The sequence below is a fragment of the Dyadobacter sp. CY356 genome, assembly GCF_021440195.1.
GTDB lineage: Bacteria > Bacteroidota > Bacteroidia > Cytophagales > Spirosomataceae > Dyadobacter.
In genome coordinates this window covers 891,235-910,683 of sequence record NZ_JAJTSZ010000002.1, presented here as the reverse complement: position 1 = coordinate 910,683, position 19,449 = coordinate 891,235, and the positions used below count along the sequence as shown (strand labels likewise).

14 protein-coding genes and 1 pseudogene are annotated in these 19,449 nt (G+C 41.1%); 8 read left to right on the top strand and 7 right to left on the bottom strand.

Annotated features, from left to right (window positions below):
• Window positions 1-22: 22 nt before the first annotated feature.
• The 7 genes from LXL81_RS10170 to LXL81_RS10140 form a co-directional block, all read right to left on the bottom strand.
• Window positions 23-1,216: a DUF4856 domain-containing protein gene (locus tag LXL81_RS10170; protein WP_234646674.1), complete on the bottom strand. Its 1,194-nt coding sequence runs from the start codon at window positions 1,214-1,216 to the stop codon at window positions 23-25.
• 284 nt (window positions 1,217-1,500) lie between these two features.
• Window positions 1,501-2,058 (bottom strand): peptide-methionine (R)-S-oxide reductase MsrB, encoded by a 558-nt coding sequence (gene msrB, locus LXL81_RS10165; protein WP_234646673.1) that lies wholly within the window; start codon window positions 2,056-2,058, stop codon window positions 1,501-1,503.
• Window positions 2,059-2,201: 143 nt separating this feature from the next.
• Window positions 2,202-2,933, bottom strand: coding sequence for a bacillithiol biosynthesis deacetylase BshB1 (gene bshB1, locus LXL81_RS10160; RefSeq protein ID WP_234646672.1), 732 nt, complete (start codon window positions 2,931-2,933; stop codon window positions 2,202-2,204).
• 68 nt (window positions 2,934-3,001) lie between these two features.
• Window positions 3,002-4,078: a M23 family metallopeptidase gene (locus tag LXL81_RS10155; RefSeq protein WP_234646671.1), complete on the bottom strand. Its 1,077-nt coding sequence runs from the start codon at window positions 4,076-4,078 to the stop codon at window positions 3,002-3,004.
• A gap of 85 nt (window positions 4,079-4,163) precedes the next feature.
• The gene (trxB, locus tag LXL81_RS10150) at window positions 4,164-5,132 is read right to left on the bottom strand and encodes a thioredoxin-disulfide reductase (protein WP_234646670.1); all 969 of its coding nucleotides are present in this window, start codon (window positions 5,130-5,132) and stop codon (window positions 4,164-4,166) included.
• Between the two features lie 180 nt (window positions 5,133-5,312).
• Window positions 5,313-7,214 (bottom strand): OmpA family protein, encoded by a 1,902-nt coding sequence (locus tag LXL81_RS10145; protein ID WP_234646669.1) that lies wholly within the window; start codon window positions 7,212-7,214, stop codon window positions 5,313-5,315.
• A complete protein-coding gene (locus LXL81_RS10140) occupies window positions 7,214-7,795 on the bottom strand; it encodes a 7-carboxy-7-deazaguanine synthase QueE (RefSeq protein ID WP_234646992.1) in 582 nt (193 codons plus the stop codon). The genes LXL81_RS10145 and LXL81_RS10140 overlap by 1 nt, the downstream gene beginning before the upstream one ends.
• Before the next feature lie 274 nt (window positions 7,796-8,069).
• Here LXL81_RS10140 and mnmE point away from each other — a divergent pair, with 274 nt between their 5' ends.
• From mnmE to LXL81_RS10095, 8 genes and pseudogenes are all read left to right on the top strand, one after another.
• Window positions 8,070-9,437: a tRNA uridine-5-carboxymethylaminomethyl(34) synthesis GTPase MnmE gene (gene mnmE / locus LXL81_RS10135; RefSeq protein WP_234646668.1), complete on the top strand. Its 1,368-nt coding sequence runs from the start codon at window positions 8,070-8,072 to the stop codon at window positions 9,435-9,437.
• 174 nt (window positions 9,438-9,611) lie between these two features.
• Complete coding sequence (locus LXL81_RS10130) at window positions 9,612-9,923, top strand: nucleotidyltransferase substrate binding protein (protein ID WP_234646667.1); 312 nt, start codon at window positions 9,612-9,614, stop codon at window positions 9,921-9,923.
• Window positions 9,924-9,961: 38 nt separating this feature from the next.
• Window positions 9,962-10,291, top strand: a complete 330-nt coding sequence (locus tag LXL81_RS10125; protein ID WP_234646666.1) for a nucleotidyltransferase domain-containing protein — start codon at window positions 9,962-9,964, stop codon at window positions 10,289-10,291.
• A gap of 182 nt (window positions 10,292-10,473) precedes the next feature.
• A pseudogene (locus LXL81_RS10115) lies at window positions 10,474-12,843 on the top strand (N-6 DNA methylase).
• A complete protein-coding gene (locus LXL81_RS10110; protein ID WP_234646663.1) occupies window positions 12,843-14,144 on the top strand; it encodes a restriction endonuclease subunit S in 1,302 nt (433 codons plus the stop codon). Before LXL81_RS10115 ends, LXL81_RS10110 begins: the two are co-directional and overlap by 1 nt.
• Before the next feature lie 428 nt (window positions 14,145-14,572).
• Window positions 14,573-14,992 carry a GxxExxY protein gene (locus LXL81_RS10105; protein WP_255713678.1) on the top strand — a complete coding sequence of 140 codons (420 nt, stop codon included), beginning with the start codon at window positions 14,573-14,575 and terminating at the stop codon, window positions 14,990-14,992.
• Between the two features lie 411 nt (window positions 14,993-15,403).
• A complete protein-coding gene (locus LXL81_RS10100; protein WP_234646661.1) occupies window positions 15,404-18,493 on the top strand; it encodes a type I restriction endonuclease subunit R in 3,090 nt (1,029 codons plus the stop codon).
• Between the two features lie 72 nt (window positions 18,494-18,565).
• Window positions 18,566-19,408: a hypothetical protein gene (locus LXL81_RS10095; protein ID WP_234646660.1), complete on the top strand. Its 843-nt coding sequence runs from the start codon at window positions 18,566-18,568 to the stop codon at window positions 19,406-19,408.
• Window positions 19,409-19,449 lie beyond the last annotated feature (41 nt).

Genomic DNA, 19,449 nt, shown 5'->3' with positions numbered 1-19,449 from the left:
AGATATTTAGATTTATCAGATCTTAAAGCTTGAATTTCGCTGTGATAGCGTCAGCAGCTGTATTAATTTTATCAGGAGTTAAGTCCCAGAAGCCATTTGCTGAACCAACAAGTCCAAGCAGGATAGCGTCAGAAAAAGCGGCATCTGCTCCGTTAATTGATGCATAACGCAGAGAGTAAATAAATCCAAGACCTTCGCCCATGGCATGTGCACGCGCCGCGTCGGTAGTTGAAGTTTTCCATTTACCCAAATAACCTACTGCGGCTTTTGCAATCGCTCTTTCCATTTCTGTACGGATAAAAGTTGCCTGAGTTTTCAATTCGGCAGCGTCGTTATTTACAATCGCGGCACGACCTTTCACGAATGCCGGATGGATTTTAGCGTAATTTTCCTTATTGTATTCCCAGATATATGATCCCAGAAATGATTCGGAAGTGCCTCTTACAGCATCTGTGGAACCTAAAAGATAAACAGGATTTGTGGTTAGCATACCATATGCTTCGTCCCAGTTATGTTCAAGCGCAGTATATTTCTGGCCTGAAACCAAAGTTTTATTATCAGCTTCCAGTCCTTTAACAAGCAGAACGTTAGAAATATAGTCCAGCTGAAGAGCACCGATTAATCCTTTTTGAATAATTTGAGCATGTTCAATTCCTTTGGCATCAAGAAGATAGGTTCCTGATTTTCCGGCTACGCCTTTGGACGCAGCCTTTTTGACAGACTTACTGGCATCGGCCATTGAGGCGAAGCTGGTTTCGAGATAAGTATTGGCAGCAGCCATCTCCGCAGCTGTTTTCGAAGAAGCAGTTTTATCTTTAAGCTGGACTCCGGAAGCATTCAATGTTGCACCAACAATTTTTAAGGAAGGTACGTCAACAAAAGGATTGGATGCGTTTGCGAACATGTTTTTCATGACAGTTGCATCCAGGGTAGCAGAATCTCTAACGGCAGATCCAAGGTAATAATTAAGTCCCTGGAACATTCTGTAACGGTTATTTCCTGATGTTAAATCAACGGTGGTATCGCCTTTTGCATCTATAAAAAGTGCTTTGTAAGGCGTGGTTGGGGTTACTTTGGCGTAGTCAATTTTGGTGCGAAGATCCGAAACAACAGGTGGAGTAGGGTTGTCATCATCGTCATCACTACAAGATGAAAGGCTAACGGCAACCATTGCCGCGAACAATAACGATTTAAAGGTAAATCTGTTTTTCAACATTCGTAAGTATGTTTTTGTTAGGATACACGCTTCATTTGAATGAAATTATTTAGACTAATACCAAATGAGCGAGACAAACATATACATTATTTAGAATTAGAACAAATTGTTATTTAAATATTTGGAACCTTTTTTTTGTCAATATATGCGTTTTAGATAGTACCGGATCAGCAATCTTCTGTAAATCAGCAATAGTGATTGTTTTATACATAAAAAAACTTCTGAGAAAATCTGTTGAACAGACTTCTCAGAAGTTTAGAAAAATCGGACTGGTTATTATGACCTTACTTACCGGCCTTATCTTCTTTTTTATTTTTTTTGGAATAGCTCTTTTCAGCAGTTTTTGCTTTTTCGAAATCCAGAACTACGCCGTTTATGCAGTAGCGCAGACCTGTTGGCGGAGGACCATCATCAAAAACATGACCCAGATGTGATTTGCACCTTCCGCAGGTCACTTCCGTTCTTACCATTCCCAATGTTTTGTCGGTATGGTAAACGATGGACGTTTTACTGATCGGTTCATAGAAACTTGGCCAGCCACATCCGCTGTCAAATTTGGTATCACTTTTGAATAGCGGATTTCCACAAACGGCACAGTAATATGTTCCTATCTCTTTCGAAGTTTCAAACTTACTCGTACCAGGGCGCTCCGTTCCCTTTAATCTGGCAACTTCAAAAACTTCTGACGGCAGAATCTTTTTCCACTCGGTTTCAGAGGTTGTTACTTTGCTGGTATCGGTGTGAGAATAAACCGGACTCTTTTGCTGCATTGTCTGCGCATATGAACTTTGAAAGCAAAATCCTGTTACGCCTAAAATGAGCATCAATAACTTAATTTTCATATGTACTTGATTTGAAATGCTGATATGGAATATACGAAATCAGTATGCTTAAAGATTTAACATTCAGGATTTTTTCATTGTTCCGTTTTGTCAAAAATAGTTCTGTTCGTAGGAATTGGTGTCAAAAAAGGAGATATCAAAAACTAAATAAATGACGATAAATCCTGAACCCCAAGCATCCTCGTTGTCGTAAATCCTTCCCCATATTTCACACCAATTGCGTGTCCCATTTCCTGTGCACGGGCTATGATGAAATTTAAAAATTCGGGAGACGAAATATAGCTCTGTGGCTCGTTGCTGTTTTCATCATAATCAGGATTGAAAAACTGGCTTTTAAAAGCGCGGATTGCCTCCACTTTCTGTTCATGAAAATCAGTTATGTTTACAACAAAATCAGGTTTTATATACCGGTCCTGGATAATGTGGAATACCAGACGTGGTCGCCAGGCTTCCTGTTTGTTTCCTTCGCTATCAAAAGTTTCAATCATTCTCAATCCTGAATAAAAACAGCTGTCGGATACCAGTTTGCCACCACGTGCATGGTCCGGATGACGGTCATCAAAAGCATTTGTGATAACGATATCGGGCTGGTATTTTCGGATATAGGGAATAATCGCTTTCTGATGCGCCTCGTCATTGGCAAAAAAACCATCAGCAATACCAACATTGTCGCGAACGGAAATACCCAAAACATTGGCTGCATCGGCTGCTTCCTGTATACGTCCTTCCGGTGTGCCTCTGGTACCCAGTTCTCCGCGTGTCAGGTCAACAATGCCTACCTTTTTTCCTAACGCCATTTGCGCAAGCAAAGTGCCTGCGCAGCCAAGTTCGACATCATCAGGATGGGCCGTAATGGCCAGAATATCAAGTTTCATTGAAAGATTTTTTTATATATGCTTTTAAAAAAAATGGAGCTGAATCAAATTCAGCTCCATTTTCTGATCTATTTAATTCTTATTTTTTGACCTAAACGTAAGGTTGAACGGGTTGATATTCTGTTCTTTTTGGCAATGGTTGAAATGGAAACACCATATTTTCCGGCTATTGAAGAGAGTGTATCTCCGGAACGTACCTTATGTAAAATTGAACGGGTATAAGCTACGGGAGCATCGCCTGATTCAAATTCACTTTTTGTTGCGCGTCCACCTCTTAGGTGATTCCAGACACTGCTGGTCAGGAGAAAGTGGTCGGAGCGGATTTGTTTATTATCCCAGTCAAAAATATTCCGGGCGTCAAAAGGATTTCCTTCATACCGGTTTTCATAATGCAAATGAGAACCTGAGCTACGTCCCGTATTTCCACCAAGACCTATCACCTCACCAGCTTTCACCATTTGTCCGGATTCAACCAATTGTTTAGAAAGGTGACCATACAATGTTTCAAGTCCATTATAATGACGCACTAAAATAAATTTACCATAACCACTTCCGTCAAAGGCCACAATCCTGACCATACCATCATAGGTTGATCTGACGGTGTCGCCTGTTTCAAGGTCCAGATCCGTTCCGTTGTGCCAGCGGCCCCAGCGAAAGGAGAAGTTTGAAGTTGTTTTTGTGTCCGTCATCGGAGTGCTCCACATACGGTTAAGGGCAGGATTGTATAAGGTCAGATCGACAGGTTCGTCAAAATCCAGCGGACTTAACCCGTAAGGATTAATCGTACGGGAATCCCAGATTACATAATATTCAGCAGATTTCACCCATTCGTCACCGACCAGTAGAGAATCCACCACTTCTACAACATCCGTTTCTCCTTCGTCAATTGTTGAAGTATCTTCACTTACAACCGGATTTAGTGGTTTTACGGGTTCAAACTGGCTCTGGAATTTTAATGTAGAAGTTTCGACTTGAAATTCATCCTCTGGCTGAGGCGTTCCTACTCTGGTTGGGCCTTCATTGGCATTGCTGCCGGCCTGATTGATCTTTGGATTTTTTTTGAACTTTCCTCGCTCTTGTGCTTGCGTGTTCCAGGGGATCAGACACACGACCATTAGCAAACCAACAATAAGCTTTTCTCTCATAAATATAATTACTGTATCGGGCTGGCCACTGTGATTTCCACAATGGCCAGCCCGACTTAAATGTCAAATCTATTCCGGATTATTCTTAGTTTGTTTCAAGTATATCGTCCGCGATCACTTCCACTTCACGTTCCATCAGGAAACGTTCAGCATCCAGCGCGGCCATACAACCAGTTCCGGCAGCCGTAATCGCCTGACGGTAAACATTGTCCTGCGCGTCACCACAGGCAAAAACACCCTGTACGTTGGTATGCGCACTTCCCTTTATGGTTTTGATATATCCGGTTTCGTCCATATCAATGTAACCTTTGAAAATTTCAGTGTTTGGTTTGTGACCAATGGCTACGAAAAATCCGGTTACATCCAGAAGTGTTTCTTCTCCTGTTTTGTTATTTTTTACCAAAACACTTTCCAAGCCTTCTTCTCCATTCAAAGAAACGGTTTCTGTGTTCCAAAGAATTTCAATATTTGGAAGCGTTTCCAAACGTTTCTGCATGATTTTGGAAGCACGCATTTCGTCACGACGCACCACCAGATATACTTTGCGAACTAATTTGGCAAGATAACTTGCTTCTTCAGCAGCCGTATCGCCAGCGCCCACAACAACCACATCCTGGCCACGGAAAAAGAAACCATCACAGACCGCACAGGCAGATACGCCGCGGCCGTTCAGTCTTTCTTCACCTTCAATACCCAGCCATTTGGCAGTTGCGCCCGTTGAAATGATCACAGAATCAGCAAGAATTTCTTTTTTGCCGTCGATAATTACTTTGCGGGGATACGTTGTAAAATCAACTTCTGTTGCCATACCATAACGGATATCAGCACCAAAACGTCTTGCTTGTTTTTCAAAATTAATCATCATTTCAGGACCTGTGATCCCGTCAGGATATCCCGGATAATTGTCAACTTCGGTAGTTATCGTCAATTGACCACCAGGCTGGGCTCCCTGATAAAGAACTGGATTTAAACCAGCTCTTGAAGCATATATAGCAGCGGTGTAGCCGGCAGGACCGGAACCAATAATAAGGCAATCTACTTTTTCAGATGTCATGTTAATTTCTTACTTATAGTAATCAAAAATCTTTAATTCAAATATTTACAGTGCAGAACAGCCATTTTACTGTTCTTTTTTCAGTGTAATGATGGAGCGATTTTGGAAGATCTGCTCACGGATGAATAACATTTCCTATTGTACAAAAGTGCGAAATTTCACTCCTTTATGCAAATTTCCTTACAAAACGCGCCATTCGATCCGGCGGTTCCTTCGTCGGTTTTCTTCGGAATCATTTTTGGCGACAGGTTTTGTTTTGCCAAATCCTTTTGCCGTAAGTCTTTCCGGCTCAACGCCTGATTTTTTCAGATAATCCAGTACTGACTGCGCCCTTTTTTTAGACAATTCCAGATTGGTCTGTTCACCTCCAACGTCATCCGTATGTCCGGAAATTTCTATATTAATTTGTTTATTATTTTTCAAAAAGTCAACCATCCTGTTCAACTCCACCTTTGATTTGTCGTCCAGTGTAAATTCACCAGTATTGAAAAAGATATTGTTTAAAACTTCAATACGATCTTTTTGTATGGCTTCCAGAGGAATGTCAAGGTTGACAGAAGAGACAGAATCGGTGACAGAAAAAGTAAGACTTTTGAATAGATATCCGCTTTTGGAAACATAAAAAGCATATTCACTTCCTTTGTTTAAAACCGCGAGAAAATTACCAGTCTGGGTATCAGAAGAAAACTCCGCCACTTTCTCCTGGCTTTTGAGATCGTATAATTCAATGCTGGATGCAAGCGGTTTATTCGTTTTTTTATCAAAAACTTTACCTTTTGCAAAGCGGGTGGGGGTTACGAGGTTTTGTAATGAATCGGGCAGATCAAATGTATACAATAAGGAACGGCCTTTGGTTTTTTCGGAAGTGTCGTCGGTGTAATATCCTTTTTTTCCATTTGACGAAATAAATAAACCAACCTGATCTGCCTGGGTATTAATTGGATATCCAATGTTTTTGGGTGAAGTCCAGGTGGTATCGGCTTTTTGGGACAAAAATATATCAAAACCGCCCATACCTGTCAAGCCGTTGGAGGCATAAAAAAGCGTGCGTCCGTTGGCGTGAATAAAAGGAGCATTTTCGTCTTCCGGCGTGTTAATTACCGGCCCGAGATTTTTCGGATCCGACCATTGTCCTTTTTCTTTTAAAACCGAAAACCAGATATCCGAACGGCCTTGTCCGCCACGACGATCCGATGCAAAATAAAGCGTCCTTCCATCCGCAGATAAAGAAGGTTGCGATTCCCAGTTTCTTGAATTTATATTTTCACCAACATTCTGCGGCGCACTCCAGTCATTTCCCTGTTTGTGAGAAATGTATAGATCACAGCCACCATAACTGTCGGGGCGGTTGCAGGCAGTCAAAACCAATGTTCTTCCGTCGGCTGAAATGCTGCAGGTGCCTTCGTTATTGGTCGTATTGATAGATTTCGAGATTTCTTCCGGAACATCCCAACCTCCGGGAATCCGGTGGGTTACATAAATGTTTTCATCCCGGTTTTCGGTCAATCCGGTGAAAATGAGTGTTTCATCATCCGCTGTCATTACCGGGAAAAATTGAGAATTGAGAAAATTAACCGTATCGCCCAATGATTGTTTATGCACTTTCATCGGATTTCTCATAGCCATTTGAGCGAAACGGGAAGAAGCCGCACTTTTTTTTGCCAAACGTGCCAGTCCCGATTTAGGCGGAGAAAGAGCCAGCGCTTTTTCAAAATAAACCACCGCTGAATCGTATTTTTCTTCTTTGAAAAAATCACTTCCAAGCCATTGGTAAGCGGAAGAAGATTGAGGATCAGAAGGCCGGAGTGTCACAAACCGGACAAAATGTTTTCGGGTTAGTTCCGTTTTTTTTTGGAGTTCATATATCTGCGCAAGCCTCAGGTGAATCTCGGAATTGTTTGGATCCGTTTCTTCCACTTTTTCAAATAGTACCATTGCCTCGTTCAGTTGCCTCGCCTGCCACGCTTTCTGGGCTTTGTCAAACGTTTCCTTGCCACGGCGCGACAAAGGCGCATCCTGTGCATGACTATCTGTTAAAAAAAAATAACCTGAAAAAAGCAGTGTCAGAAAAAGGCGGCGCATTATGGAATATTCATGTATTTATGCGTTTGTAACGACATTTTCCACTTCGGATTGTCTTTGATGTAATCTATTATCAATGGAAGCATCTGTTCGTGTTTACTCCATTCGGGCTGCAATAATAATGTACAGTTGTCATTCACTTTTGCTGCGTGCTCTTCAGCGAATTCAAAATCACTTTTATTGTATATGATCGCTTTCAGCTCGTTTGCGTTTTCGTAAATATCCGGGTGAGGCGTTTTAAATTTCTTTGGTGAAAAACAAACCCAGTTCCAATGTCCTGTAAACGGATAAACGCCCGAAGTTTCGATGTTAGTCTGGAAGCCTGCTTCCTGTAAAGCACCCGTCAGTGCATCCAGATTATACATTAATGGTTCGCCGCCGGTGATCACCGCCAGTCGGCCGCGGTATTCCAGAGCACCTTCTACAATCATATTTATTTCCTGTTTAGGGTGTGCGTTGGCATCCCAGGATTCTTTTACATCACACCAGTGGCAACCTACTTCACATCCGCCGAGACGGATAAAATAAGCAGCTTTTCCACTATGCTGGCCCTCTCCCTGCAAAGTGTAAAAAGCCTCCATAACAGGAAGTTGACTGGTGACGATGGGTAATGTTTCAGTTAGCAAAATTCAAAAAGTATGTAAGCGTTAAATAAAATCAGTGCAAAGATAGAGGGTAACAAAAGAAATCGGGAAATAATTTAAAATCTGATAAAGTCTTTCAGATTGACTAACTGGCTTTTAAAGATTTTTATCATGCTTTAAATGAATTTGGAATAACGCTTGTTAGACATAACGATCACTTAAACTTAACATTCAGCCCGGAAAATAGCTGAATGAATGCGATATTTGTACTATGAATAATACCCAAATACAACAACAGGAAGCGATTTGCGCTCTGGCGACACCTTCGGGCGTGGGAGCCATTGGGGTAATCCGTGTTTCCGGACTTCATTCGATCTCGATTGTCAACGATATTTTTAAAGGCAAAAACCTGAATTCGGTTGACAGCCATACGGCGCATTTTGGTACGATACAGTCAGAAACTGAGTTAATCGATGAGGTTTTAGTAACTGTTTTTAAAACACCAAAATCTTTTACAAAAGAAGATTCAGTCGAAATTTCCTGTCACGGCTCAGATTATATCATCAAACAGATTTTGAAACTCCTTATCCAAAAAGGAGCAAGAATAGCACGCCCGGGAGAATTTACCCAACGTGCGTTTTTGAATGGACAATTTGATCTGGTACAAGCAGAAGCCGTAGCGGATCTCATCGCTGCCGATTCTGAGGCCAGCCATAAAACTGCGATCAATCAATTAAGAGGTGGTTTTTCAAAAAAACTTGCTTCATTAAGAACAGAATTGATCCATTTTGCTTCTTTGGTAGAACTGGAATTAGATTTCGGCGAGGAAGATGTTGAGTTCGCTGAGAGAGACGATTTGAGAAGATTAATTCAAAAACTTCGTCAGACAATAGCGCCTTTAATTGAATCTTTTGATTATGGAAATGCGCTGAAAGAAGGCGTTCCGGTAGCGATTATTGGCTCACCAAATGTTGGGAAATCAACCTTGCTGAACGCACTTTTGAATGAAGAAAAGGCAATCGTAACCAGCGTCGCAGGAACGACCCGTGATGTGATTGAAGATACCATGATTCTTGAAGGATTAAAGTTCAGATTTATTGATACGGCAGGAATTCGTGAAACGACTGACCTCGTAGAATCCATCGGAATTGAACGTTCACGTGGAGCGATGGAAAAAGCGGATATGGTAATTTTCCTATTCGACAGCGAGCAGACATTTTTGGAAAACAAGCAGGTTGCTACGGAATTAGCTTCTGGAAAAGATGTGCTTTGGGTATTTAACAAAATAGATATCGAACCTGAAATTTTCAATAAACTAAAAGCAGAAAATCATGAAATAATTGGTATTTCCGCACAAACTCAGGAAGGTTTGAAATCTCTCACCGACGTTTTGGTTAATCGTGTTTATGGACAAGCTGCAACGGATACTGTCGTTACAAATCTTCGTCATTACGAGCATTTATTAAAAACGCAGGATGCGTTGAATGAAGTAATCAATGGCCTGGATACTGGAATCACGGGCGATTTTCTGGCTCAGGACATCAGGTTGTCACTGCATCATTTGGGTGAGATAACGGGGACTATTGTTACGGATGATTTGCTGGATAATATTTTTAGTAAGTTCTGTATCGGGAAGTAATCCAAAAATAATAATTGGACTCCCGGTTCGCTATATTTAAATTATACAGCTAACCGAAGTGCATGTAAACATGTGGCCAGCTACTAAAATCAATTTTAACGTTGGAAAGGCTTATGAAAATAGATACTACATATTTAGAAAGGTGTAGAGCGGCACTGGGAAAAAGCACATTCATTGCTTATCGAGTCGGAAATAGATACCGTTGAATATGATATGTTTCGTTCGGCCTGTTTCAAAGCGTTTGAGCTTATTCTGGAACAGACTGGCAAATTATTGCGAAAAGCTATCAAACCCTATTTTCATAGTCCCAAAGAAGTGGATAAAATGGTATTTAAAAACGTGTTCAGAAATGCTGTTTTGCGGGATTTAATGACTGATGAACAATGTGAGCGATGGCTCCAATATAGGGACATTAGAAATAATACTGCGCACGATTATGGGGTAAATTTTGCTAATGAAACGCTTGTGTTTTTACCGCAGTATTGAGCTGTCTGCTATTTTGAAAAACCAAAATATTGATTAAAATGCTATTGAGAGAAAAGGACAAACAAGCGTTACTCGCAATTTTTCAGGAGTCAGAAACTGCCATGGAGGTTTGGGCATATGGCAGCCGTGTAAATGGAAAGGGTCATAGTGGAAGTGATCTCGATCTGGTGCTGCGAACCAAGGATTTAGCACCATTGCCCTTTGATGCGTACATTATGCTTTGCGAAAAAATCACCGATAGCAATATACCGATCCTGGTTGAACTTAGAGATTGGGCGGTACTGCTCATCTCTTTTCACAAAAATATTGAAGCTAACTACGAGTTTTTGTTCTCTTCTATTGTGGATGTGCCGGACGAATCATTTTAACATAACATAAAGGCACAACTTTGAAAATCTGTTAGCTGCGGCAATTTTAAAAATTTAACGAAAACGTAGCCTGGCCCCTTTAAAAAATATGGTCACTAAGTCTGTTTCGTTTTGGCAACCCTTCCAAAATCTTCTACTTTTATTGAATGGGAGGTTATATCCCTTCAAGATTACTTTACAATATGAATCATACAGTACACAATAAACTTGTTTCTTTTATCTGGTCCATCGCTGACGATTGTTTGCGTGATGTATATGTGCGTGGAAAATACCGGGACGTAATTCTCCCGATGGTAGTTTTGAGGCGGCTGGATGCTTTGCTTGAACCGACCAAGGACGCGGTTATGGAAGAGCTGGCATTCCAGAAAGACGAAGCCGGTTTTACAGAATGGGACGAAAACGGACTGATGCAGGCTTCCGGTTATGTTTTTTACAATACCAGTCCGTAGACTTTGCAGCGGCTGCACAGCACTGCCACCAACAGCCAGCAGATTTTACAGGGTAATTTTGAAGAATATCTGAATGGTTTCAGTGCGAATGTCAAGGAGATTATCGACAAGTTTAAACTGAAAAGCCAGGTACGCCACATGGCCAATAAGGATGTGCTGTTGAACGTGCTGGAAAAATTTACTTCGTCTTACATCAACCTTACGCCTTTTGAAAAGGTGGATCTGGATGGGCGGAAATTACAGCCGCTTTCTAACCTGGGTATGGGTTATGTTTTTGAAGAGCTGATCAGGAAATTTAACGAAGATAATAACGAAGAGGCCGGGGAGCACTTTACGCCGCGTGAAGTGATAGACCTGATGACACATATTATTTTTGATCCGATCAAAGATATGTTGCCTCCTGTGATGACAATTTATGATCCGGCTTGTGGAAGCGGCGGTATGCTGACGGAATCCCAGAATTTTATCAAAGATGAAGAAGGCGGTATCCGGGCCAAAGGTGATGTGTATCTGTATGGCAAGGAGATCAACGACGAAACTTATGCGATTTGTAAGTCGGATATGATGATTAAGGGCAACAATCCGGAGAATATCCGGGTGGGCTCTACGCTTTCTACGGATGAATTTGCCGGAACGAGTTTTGACTTCATGCTTTCCAATCCGCCTTATGGCAAGTCCTGGGCGAGTGAGCAGAAGTATATCAAAGATGGAAAAGATATTATTGATCCGCGTTTCCAGATCAGACTGCAAGATTACTGGGGCGTGGAAGATGACGCTGATGCCACGCCGCGTTCGTCGGATGGACAGCTGCTTTTCCTGATGGAAATGGTTTCTAAAATGAAGCCCGGCCACAGTGGTTCGCGTATTGCTTCTGTGCATAACGGTTCCAGTTTGTTTACGGGTGATGCCGGTGGGGGAGAAAGTAATATCCGTAGGTACATTATTGAAAATGACTGGCTGGAAGCGATTGTGCAGTTGCCGAATAATCTGTTTTACAACACTGGCATTACGACTTACATCTGGATCCTGAGTAATAAAAAAGCACCGCACCGCCAGGGAAAAGTGCAGCTGATTGACGCCGGACAGCTTTACCGGAAACTTCGGAAAAACCTGGGTAACAAAAACTGCGAATTTGCTCCTGAACATATCACGGAAATCGTGCGGGTATATACCAGTCTGGAAGCGATTGATAGGGAGGGTGATGAGGGCATTGCTTCACAGGTTTTTGATAATGCCGATTTTGGTTATTACAAAGTGACCATCGACCGGCCGAAACGCCTGAAAGCGCAGTTTACCGAAGAACGCATCGCCGACCTGCGTTTTGACAGATCCTTACGCGAACCCATGACCTGGGCTTATGCCGAATTTGGGGAAGAAGTGTATACCGATATCGCCACGCATGAAAAAGCGATTTTGGAATATTGTGAAAAAAATGACCTGAACCTGAATACCAAACAAGCCAAAGCCCTGACCAGCAACGAAACCTGGCAAAAACAGCTGGATCTGTTGAACAGCGCAAAGGAACTGCTGGCGGCGATGGGTACAGAAGAATTTACAGACTTCAATATTTTCAAGGAAAAAGTAGATGCCGCCCTCAAAAAACAAGGCACCAAACTGACCTCTTCTGAAAAAAATGCGATCCTGAACGCCGTGAGCTGGTATGATGCCGGAGCTGAAAAAGTTGTAAAAGGAGTTGTAAAACTCACTGGCGAAAAACTGGAAAAACTGCTCAGTTATCTGGATTGCTCCGACGAACAACTGGCCGATTATGGATATTTCCCGACCGGTAAAAAAGGTGAATACCTGCAATATGAAACGGAAAGTGATTTGCGCGATACGGAAAACGTACCGCTGAAAGAGAATATCTACGAATACTTTTTACGCGAAGTAAAACCCCACATAACCGAAGCCTGGATAACCCTGGACGCTACGAAAATCGGTTATGAGATCAGCTTCAACAAATATTTCTACCGCCACAAACCTTTGAGAAGTATTGAAGATGTGGCTGCTGATATACTGGCTCTCGAAGCGGAAAGTGACGGCTTGATCCGGGAGATATTGGCCATGGGTGAAAGTGTGGACGTTTTAAATGAAAGTATTTGATGTTTGAGAAATATAGTGAGTATAGGGATTCTGGAAATGTTTGGCTTGGTGATATTCCAAAAAGTTGGCAATTAAAGAAATTAAAGACGATTGCTAGCTTCATAAATCGAGGAGTTACACCAAGCTATGTCGAACAGTCAGATTTTAGGGTAGTAAATCAAGCAACTTTTAGTAAGGGATATTTTGATGCAGATAATTGCAAGTTCACAAAAGTTGGTCCATTTGAAAAAATAGGGGCTGTTAAAGGAACGGTATTTAAGAACGATATTTTATTAGCTTCTACTGGGGGAGGAGTGTTAGGAAAGGTTGCATTTTTTGATTTGAATAAGAATAATTATTTAGCGGACAGTCATGTTACTATAATTCGTGGGGATGATAACTTTCACGCCAAATTCTATTATTATATTTTTTCGATCAACTACGATCTGATAAATGGCATTTTAGCTCAGGGATCAACTAACCAGACGGAATTGCAAAGGGACTGGCTAAGAGACCTTGTGTTTCCTGTTCCATCCCTCGCCGAACAAACCGCCATCGCCAATTTTCTTGATCGCAAAACGGCTCAAATTGACCAGGCTGTTTCCATTAAAGAAAAACAAATAGAACTACTCAAAGAACGCAGGCAAATACTGATTCACAATGCGGTAACGCGTGGGTTGAGTTTGGATGTGAAGATGAAGGATTCTGGGGTAGAATGGATTGGGGAGATTCCGGAGCATTGGGAGGTTTTCGCAAACAGGGTTCTTTTCACTGAAAGAAATCAGCCAGGTCGGGAAGGACTTCCTTTATTATCCGTTTCAATTCATACAGCCATTTCGTCGGAGGAATTGGACGAAGAATCCAATATTCGCGGCAAAGTTAAAATTGAAGATAAAAGTAACTATAAACTTGTAGAGGTTAACGACATTGTATTTAATATGATGCGCGCTTGGCAGGGGGCAATTGGTGCTGTGGGTACCAATGGTATGGTTAGTCCGGCGTACGTTGTTGCGAAGCCAAACAAGAATATCGAAGCGAATTATGCTGAATATCAATTTAGAACAAGCATTTATATTCAAGAAATGAATCGCGTTTCTAAGGGTATCACAGATTTTAGAAAGCGTCTATATTGGCATGAATTCAAACAATTGACAACCGTTGTTCCTCCATATAAGGAACAGAAGGAGATTGTTTCCTACATAGAAAACATTAATCAAAAAATCGCCACCGCCATATCCCTGAAACAGAAAGAGATTGAAAAGTTAAAAGAGTACAAATCGACGTTGATTAATAGTGCGGTGACGGGGAAAATAAAAGTCTGAACTGTGATTTTTTTGATTTGTGTGATTTTTATGATTTTTTGCATTTGATTAGGAAGTGGCCTTTGATTTTTAGTGAAGACAGTTCTAAGAATCATAGTACAGACAAAAGGCATATTGGTGTAATCAAGGCAATCACAAGAATCAACCGAATCATAGTAATTTTTTATGATTTTTTGCATTTGATTAGGAAGTGGCCTTTGATTTTTAGTGAAGACAGTTCTAAGAATCATAGTACAGACAAAAGGCATATTGGTGTAATCAAGGCAATCACAAGAATCAACCGAATCATAGTAATTTTTTATGATTTTTTGCATTTGATTAGGAAGTGGCCTTTGATTTTTAGTGAAGACAGTTCTAAGAATCATAGTACAGACAAAAGGCATATTGGTGTAATCAAGGCAATCACAAGAATCAAACGAATCAAAGTCATGATAAATGACCAGTATAAATATTCTGAGCTGACTTCTAAAATTATTGGGTGTTGTATGAGTGTCCATCGGGCACTTGGGAATGGGTTTCAAGAGGTGATATATCAGAGGGCTTTGGCGATCGAATTTGAGTTGAATGGGATTTTGTTTAACCGGGAATTTGAGATGCCTATTTTTTATAGAGGACAGCGTATTGGTACCAGGCGAGTGGATTTTTTAGTACAGGAGTTCATATCAGTTGAACTTAAAGCCACATCAAAACTTGAAGATGTCCACTTCGCCCAGGCGATCAATTATCTGGAAGCGTATAATCTGGAAGTAGGATTACTAATCAACTTCGGAGAAACCAGCCTGAATTTCAAACGACTACTAAATAAGAAGTTCAAGCCAGACAATCCTAATCAACCCAGTGATCACTAAAATCGAAAAAACACAGTCAAAAATCACAGCAATCAAAAAAATCAAAAGAATCAAAGTACTGACATATGGAAGTAGGAAACCAGCCTGAATTTTAGACGACTACTAAATAAGAAGTTTAATCCAGAGAATCCTAATTATCTCAATAATCAATTAAACAACACAGTCAAAAATCACAGCAATCAAAAAAATCAAAAGAATCAAAGTACAGACATATGGAAGTAGGAAACCAGCCTGAATTTCAAAAGATTACTAAATAAAAAGTTAAATTCAGATAATCCCAATAAACCCAGTAATCACTAAAATCGAAAAAACACAGTCAAGAATCATAACAATCAAAAAAATCAAAAGAATCAAAGTACAGACAAACAGCAATCAAACGAATCAAAGTCCGCACAATTTAAAATCACACTAATGCCAAGCTCAACGAACGAAGCCGCCCTCGAAGCAACCATTGAAAAGAAATTGACAGGCACAACCCTGGAAGAATATATAAAACCAACTTCACCCGTTTCGTCTTTCGAAGAGCGCGAGCCTTTGTATAGAAGCGGACAGGGTTATTATCTGGGATTGGCCCGAGATTTCAATGCGCGTTATGCGGTGGACGAAGTTCGGCTTTGGGATTTTCTGGAAACCACCCAGAAAGATGAGCTGGCCAAATTGCAGAAACAAAGCGACTGGAAACTGAAAATACTGGAACGCCTGGACCGGATGCTGAAGAAGAACGGAATTATCCGGATACTGCGAAAAGGACTGGATGTTGAAGATGCGCATTTTACATTTTTATACGTGTTGCCACTAGCCAGCAGCAGCGAAGTGATCAAGCAGAATTTTGAAAGCAACCAGTTTAGCGTAACCCGTCAGGTACGTTACTCCCTTACCAAACCGGGCGAGGAAATTGATATGGTGCTATTTGTGAACGGTTTGCCCTTTGCCACCATGGAACTTAAAAACCAGTGGACCGGACAAAATGCTAAGTTTCATGGGCAAAATCAATATAAAAATGATCGGGACATAAACCAGCCCTTACTAAATTTTGGCCGTTGTATCGTGCATTTTGCGGTGGATACAGACGAGGCCTATATGACTACAAAACTGGATGGGAAAAATACCTTTTTTCTTCCTTTCAACCTTGGAAATGATTTTGGAAAAGGAAATCCTGTAAATCATTTCGGGCATAAGACGGCGTATCTCTGGAACGAAGTGCTGACCCGGCAAAGTGTAGCTAATATCATGCAGCATTTTGTCAGGTTTGATGGAAAAGATACCGATCCGCTGGCGAAAAAGCGCCTGTATTTTCCACGGTATCACCAGATGGATGTGGTCAGGAAACTGATCACCGATACCAGTAAATACGGCGTTGGGAAAAGTTATCTGATACAACATTCAGCAGGGTCGGGTAAGTCAAACTCTATAACCTGGGCAGCCTATCAGCTGATTGAAACTTATCCTGAAAACGATCAGGTGTCGGGCAGCAAAGGTGTAGAAAACCCGCTATTTGATTCAGTGATCGTGGTGACCGACAGAAGGTTACTCGACAAACAGCTGCGGGAAAATATCCGCGAGTTTTCCGAGGTGAAAAATATTGTTGCGCCAGCCTATTCGTCCAAAGAACTGAAAGAAAGTTTTGAGAGCGGGAAACGGATAATCATTACGACCATTCAAAAATTTCCATTCATTGTAGACGGAATTGCCGATCTGAGCGATAAGCGTTTCGCTGTGATCATTGACGAAGCACATGGAAGCCAAAGCGGAACCGCGGCTGACAATATGAACAGAGCGCTGGGAAGTGCGTCAAACGAGGAAGAAGATCCGGATCCGCAGGATAAAATTATTGAAATTATGCAGTCAAGGAAAATGCGCGGAAATGCGTCTTACTTTGCCTTTACAGCAACACCGAAAAACAGCACGCTCGAAAAGTTTGGCGTTCCGACAGAAAGCGGCGGTTTCCGGCCTTTCCATTTGTATTCTATGAAACAGGCGATTGAGGAAGGTTTTATTCTGGATGTCCTGGCCAATTATACCACGTACCGAAGTTATTACGAAATCGAAAAGTCCATAGAGGACAACCCACTTTTTGATACGGCAAAAGCACAGAAAAAACTCAAAGGTTTTGTGGAGCAGCACCGGCAGACCATTGGCACCAAGGCTGAAATTATGCTTGATCATTTTATTTCAAAAGTGGTCAATACCAAAAAACTGAAAGGAAAAGCCAAGGCGATGGTGGTGACTCAGAGTATTGAGTCGGCTGTCAGATATTATTTTGCGCTCAAACAATTGTTGAACGACAGAGGCAATCCGTTCAGTATTGCCATTGCGTTTTCAGGAAAGAAGGAAGTTGACGGAATTGAATATACAGAGGACGTAATCAATAATTTTCCATCGGCACTCGATTCGGCAAAACCCAGTGATCCGGGTTATATCAGCGACAAAATTGCGAGGTATTTCAATATGGATGAGTATCGTATGCTGGTGGTGGCCAACAAGTATCTGACCGGTTTCGATCAGCCGAAACTTTCAGCCATGTATGTCGATAAAAAGTTGCAGGGAGTTTTGGCTGTTCAGGCACTGAGCCGGCTAAACCGCTCTGCTGACCAGCTGGGAAAGAAAACCGAAGATTTATTTGTACTTGATTTTTTCAATTCGACTGACGAAATTAAGGCTGCTTTTGATCCTTTTTACACTTCCACAACACTCAATTCTGCAACGGACGTAAACGTATTACACGATATTAAAAATACGCTTGACGAAACCGGCGTATATGAATGGGCGGAGGTTGAAGATTTTATTGATAAGTATTTCAAAGGTGTCGATGCACAGGAACTCAGTGTTATTATTGACATCGCCGCACAACGATTTAATTCAGATCTGGAACTGGATGATAATGGCAAGGCAGAGATTAAGATCCTGGCCAAACAGTTTGTGAAAATATACGGACAAATGGCATCCATACTTCCTTATGAGATTGTTAACTGGGAAAAGCTGTTTTGGTTTTTGAAATTTTTGATTCCGAAACTTATTATCAAAACGGGGAACGAAAAGCTTTATGACGAACTTCTCGACTCGGTTGATCTTTCAACATACGGATTGGAACGTGTGAAGTTGAATGCATCGATCAGCCTGGATGCTTCTGAAACGGAATTGGAACCACAAAATCCAAATCCGCGGGGAGCGCATGGATCTGATGCGACCGAAGATCCGTTGGAGCTTATTGTCAACAGTTTTAATGAACGTTGGTTTCAGGGCTGGGAAGCCACGCCGGAGGAGCAGCGCGTGAAATTCGTAAGTCTTGCAAAATCCATTCAGGTCCACCCGGATTATGAGGAAAAGTATTTAAACAATCCGGATGTTCAAAACCGGGAGCTTGCTTTCAGAAGAATTTTTGAAGAAGTAATGGGCAAGCAGCGCCGGAATGAGCTTGACCTTTACCGGGCGATATCGAAGGATGATGCTACGAAGATGGCTTTTATTGATTCATTAAAACGGGTGTTGGGGGCGGTGTGAAGTTATTATTTTTTGAGAGAAGTAATTTGGCAAAGTATGGATATTTTGGATCGCAACTCATTCGAGTTGGACATGAGCAAGTTTCGAATCGTTTGGATATGGACAAGTCCATTTTTAGTGCCAAATGATATGTCTATTCATGCGGAAAAATATTTCGTTGCATCTCAGATGGCAATAATGCTAGGTAATAAGTCTGTGGATTATACTCTGAAAACTATGATGGATGGTTTTGAAGAGGAAAGAAAAACAAAACCTAAAATTGAGGAATTTGATTTAATTCAAGAGATTCTGGATTTCTCTGTATCGGTTAATGAGGAAATATTGGATAGACTTAAACAATGTAATTTTAATGATGGAACAAAATCAAGCTTAGCTTGTGAAGCCGTCTTCCAAAGACTCCGTACAACAATTAAATCAATTCACTACCATATTAAATTTGGCTTTTATTTTGAAGCTTTCGCCTTGATTCGTTTCTTTATGGAGCAACTGGCTTATGCCTACACGGCGTCATTAGTCTCTGGTAATGAGATAGCAAATTTCATGTCTCCTACCAAATCTATTACTGTTTTAAAGAAATTTATTCCCAGGGTGGGTTTACTTTATGGTGAGCTGAGCAAATTTAGTCATTTAGATACCTCCAAAATTAGTAAGTGCCTGGTTATCAATGAAGGTGAAAACAGAATTATCCAACAGTCAATCCTCTTTTCTCTGGAGGTGAGCAAGTACTATTTAGAGCTGCTCGAATATCAAAATTATATATTCGAATTTTGTTTTAGAGCTTACCTCACTGACTTTAAATATATCAAGGCAAATAATGAGAAATGGAAGTTTTTGAGTGGCAATGATTTTGATCTGCGTCAAAAAAAATATATTAATCGAATAAAGGCTTTGTTGAGAAATTACCTAGTAAAATAGATTAAAAGTATCCCAAGAAGTGATTTAAAGTAGACGAGTTG

What these genes read in the sequence shown, in the direction of transcription:
- LXL81_RS10170 (WP_234646674.1), bottom strand. Translation starts at nt 1,216, where the DNA reads ATGTTGAAAAACAGATTTACCTTTAAATCGTTATTGTTCGCGGCAATG.
- msrB (WP_234646673.1), bottom strand. Translation starts at nt 2,058, where the DNA reads ATGAAAATTAAGTTATTGATGCTCATTTTAGGCGTAACAGGATTTTGC.
- bshB1 (WP_234646672.1), bottom strand. Translation starts at nt 2,933, where the DNA reads ATGAAACTTGATATTCTGGCCATTACGGCCCATCCTGATGATGTCGAA.
- LXL81_RS10155 (WP_234646671.1), bottom strand. Translation starts at nt 4,078, where the DNA reads ATGAGAGAAAAGCTTATTGTTGGTTTGCTAATGGTCGTGTGTCTGATC.
- trxB (WP_234646670.1), bottom strand. Translation starts at nt 5,132, where the DNA reads ATGACATCTGAAAAAGTAGATTGCCTTATTATTGGTTCCGGTCCTGCC.
- LXL81_RS10145 (WP_234646669.1), bottom strand. Translation starts at nt 7,214, where the DNA reads ATGCGCCGCCTTTTTCTGACACTGCTTTTTTCAGGTTATTTTTTTTTA.
- LXL81_RS10140 (WP_234646992.1), bottom strand. Translation starts at nt 7,795, where the DNA reads ATGGAGGCTTTTTACACTTTGCAGGGAGAGGGCCAGCATAGTGGAAAA.
- mnmE (WP_234646668.1), top strand. Translation starts at nt 8,070, where the DNA reads ATGAATAATACCCAAATACAACAACAGGAAGCGATTTGCGCTCTGGCG.
- LXL81_RS10125 (WP_234646666.1), top strand. Translation starts at nt 9,962, where the DNA reads ATGCTATTGAGAGAAAAGGACAAACAAGCGTTACTCGCAATTTTTCAG.
- LXL81_RS10110 (WP_234646663.1), top strand. Translation starts at nt 12,843, where the DNA reads ATGTTTGAGAAATATAGTGAGTATAGGGATTCTGGAAATGTTTGGCTT.
- LXL81_RS10105 (WP_255713678.1), top strand. Translation starts at nt 14,573, where the DNA reads ATGATAAATGACCAGTATAAATATTCTGAGCTGACTTCTAAAATTATT.
- LXL81_RS10100 (WP_234646661.1), top strand. Translation starts at nt 15,404, where the DNA reads ATGCCAAGCTCAACGAACGAAGCCGCCCTCGAAGCAACCATTGAAAAG.
- LXL81_RS10095 (WP_234646660.1), top strand. Translation starts at nt 18,566, where the DNA reads ATGAGCAAGTTTCGAATCGTTTGGATATGGACAAGTCCATTTTTAGTG.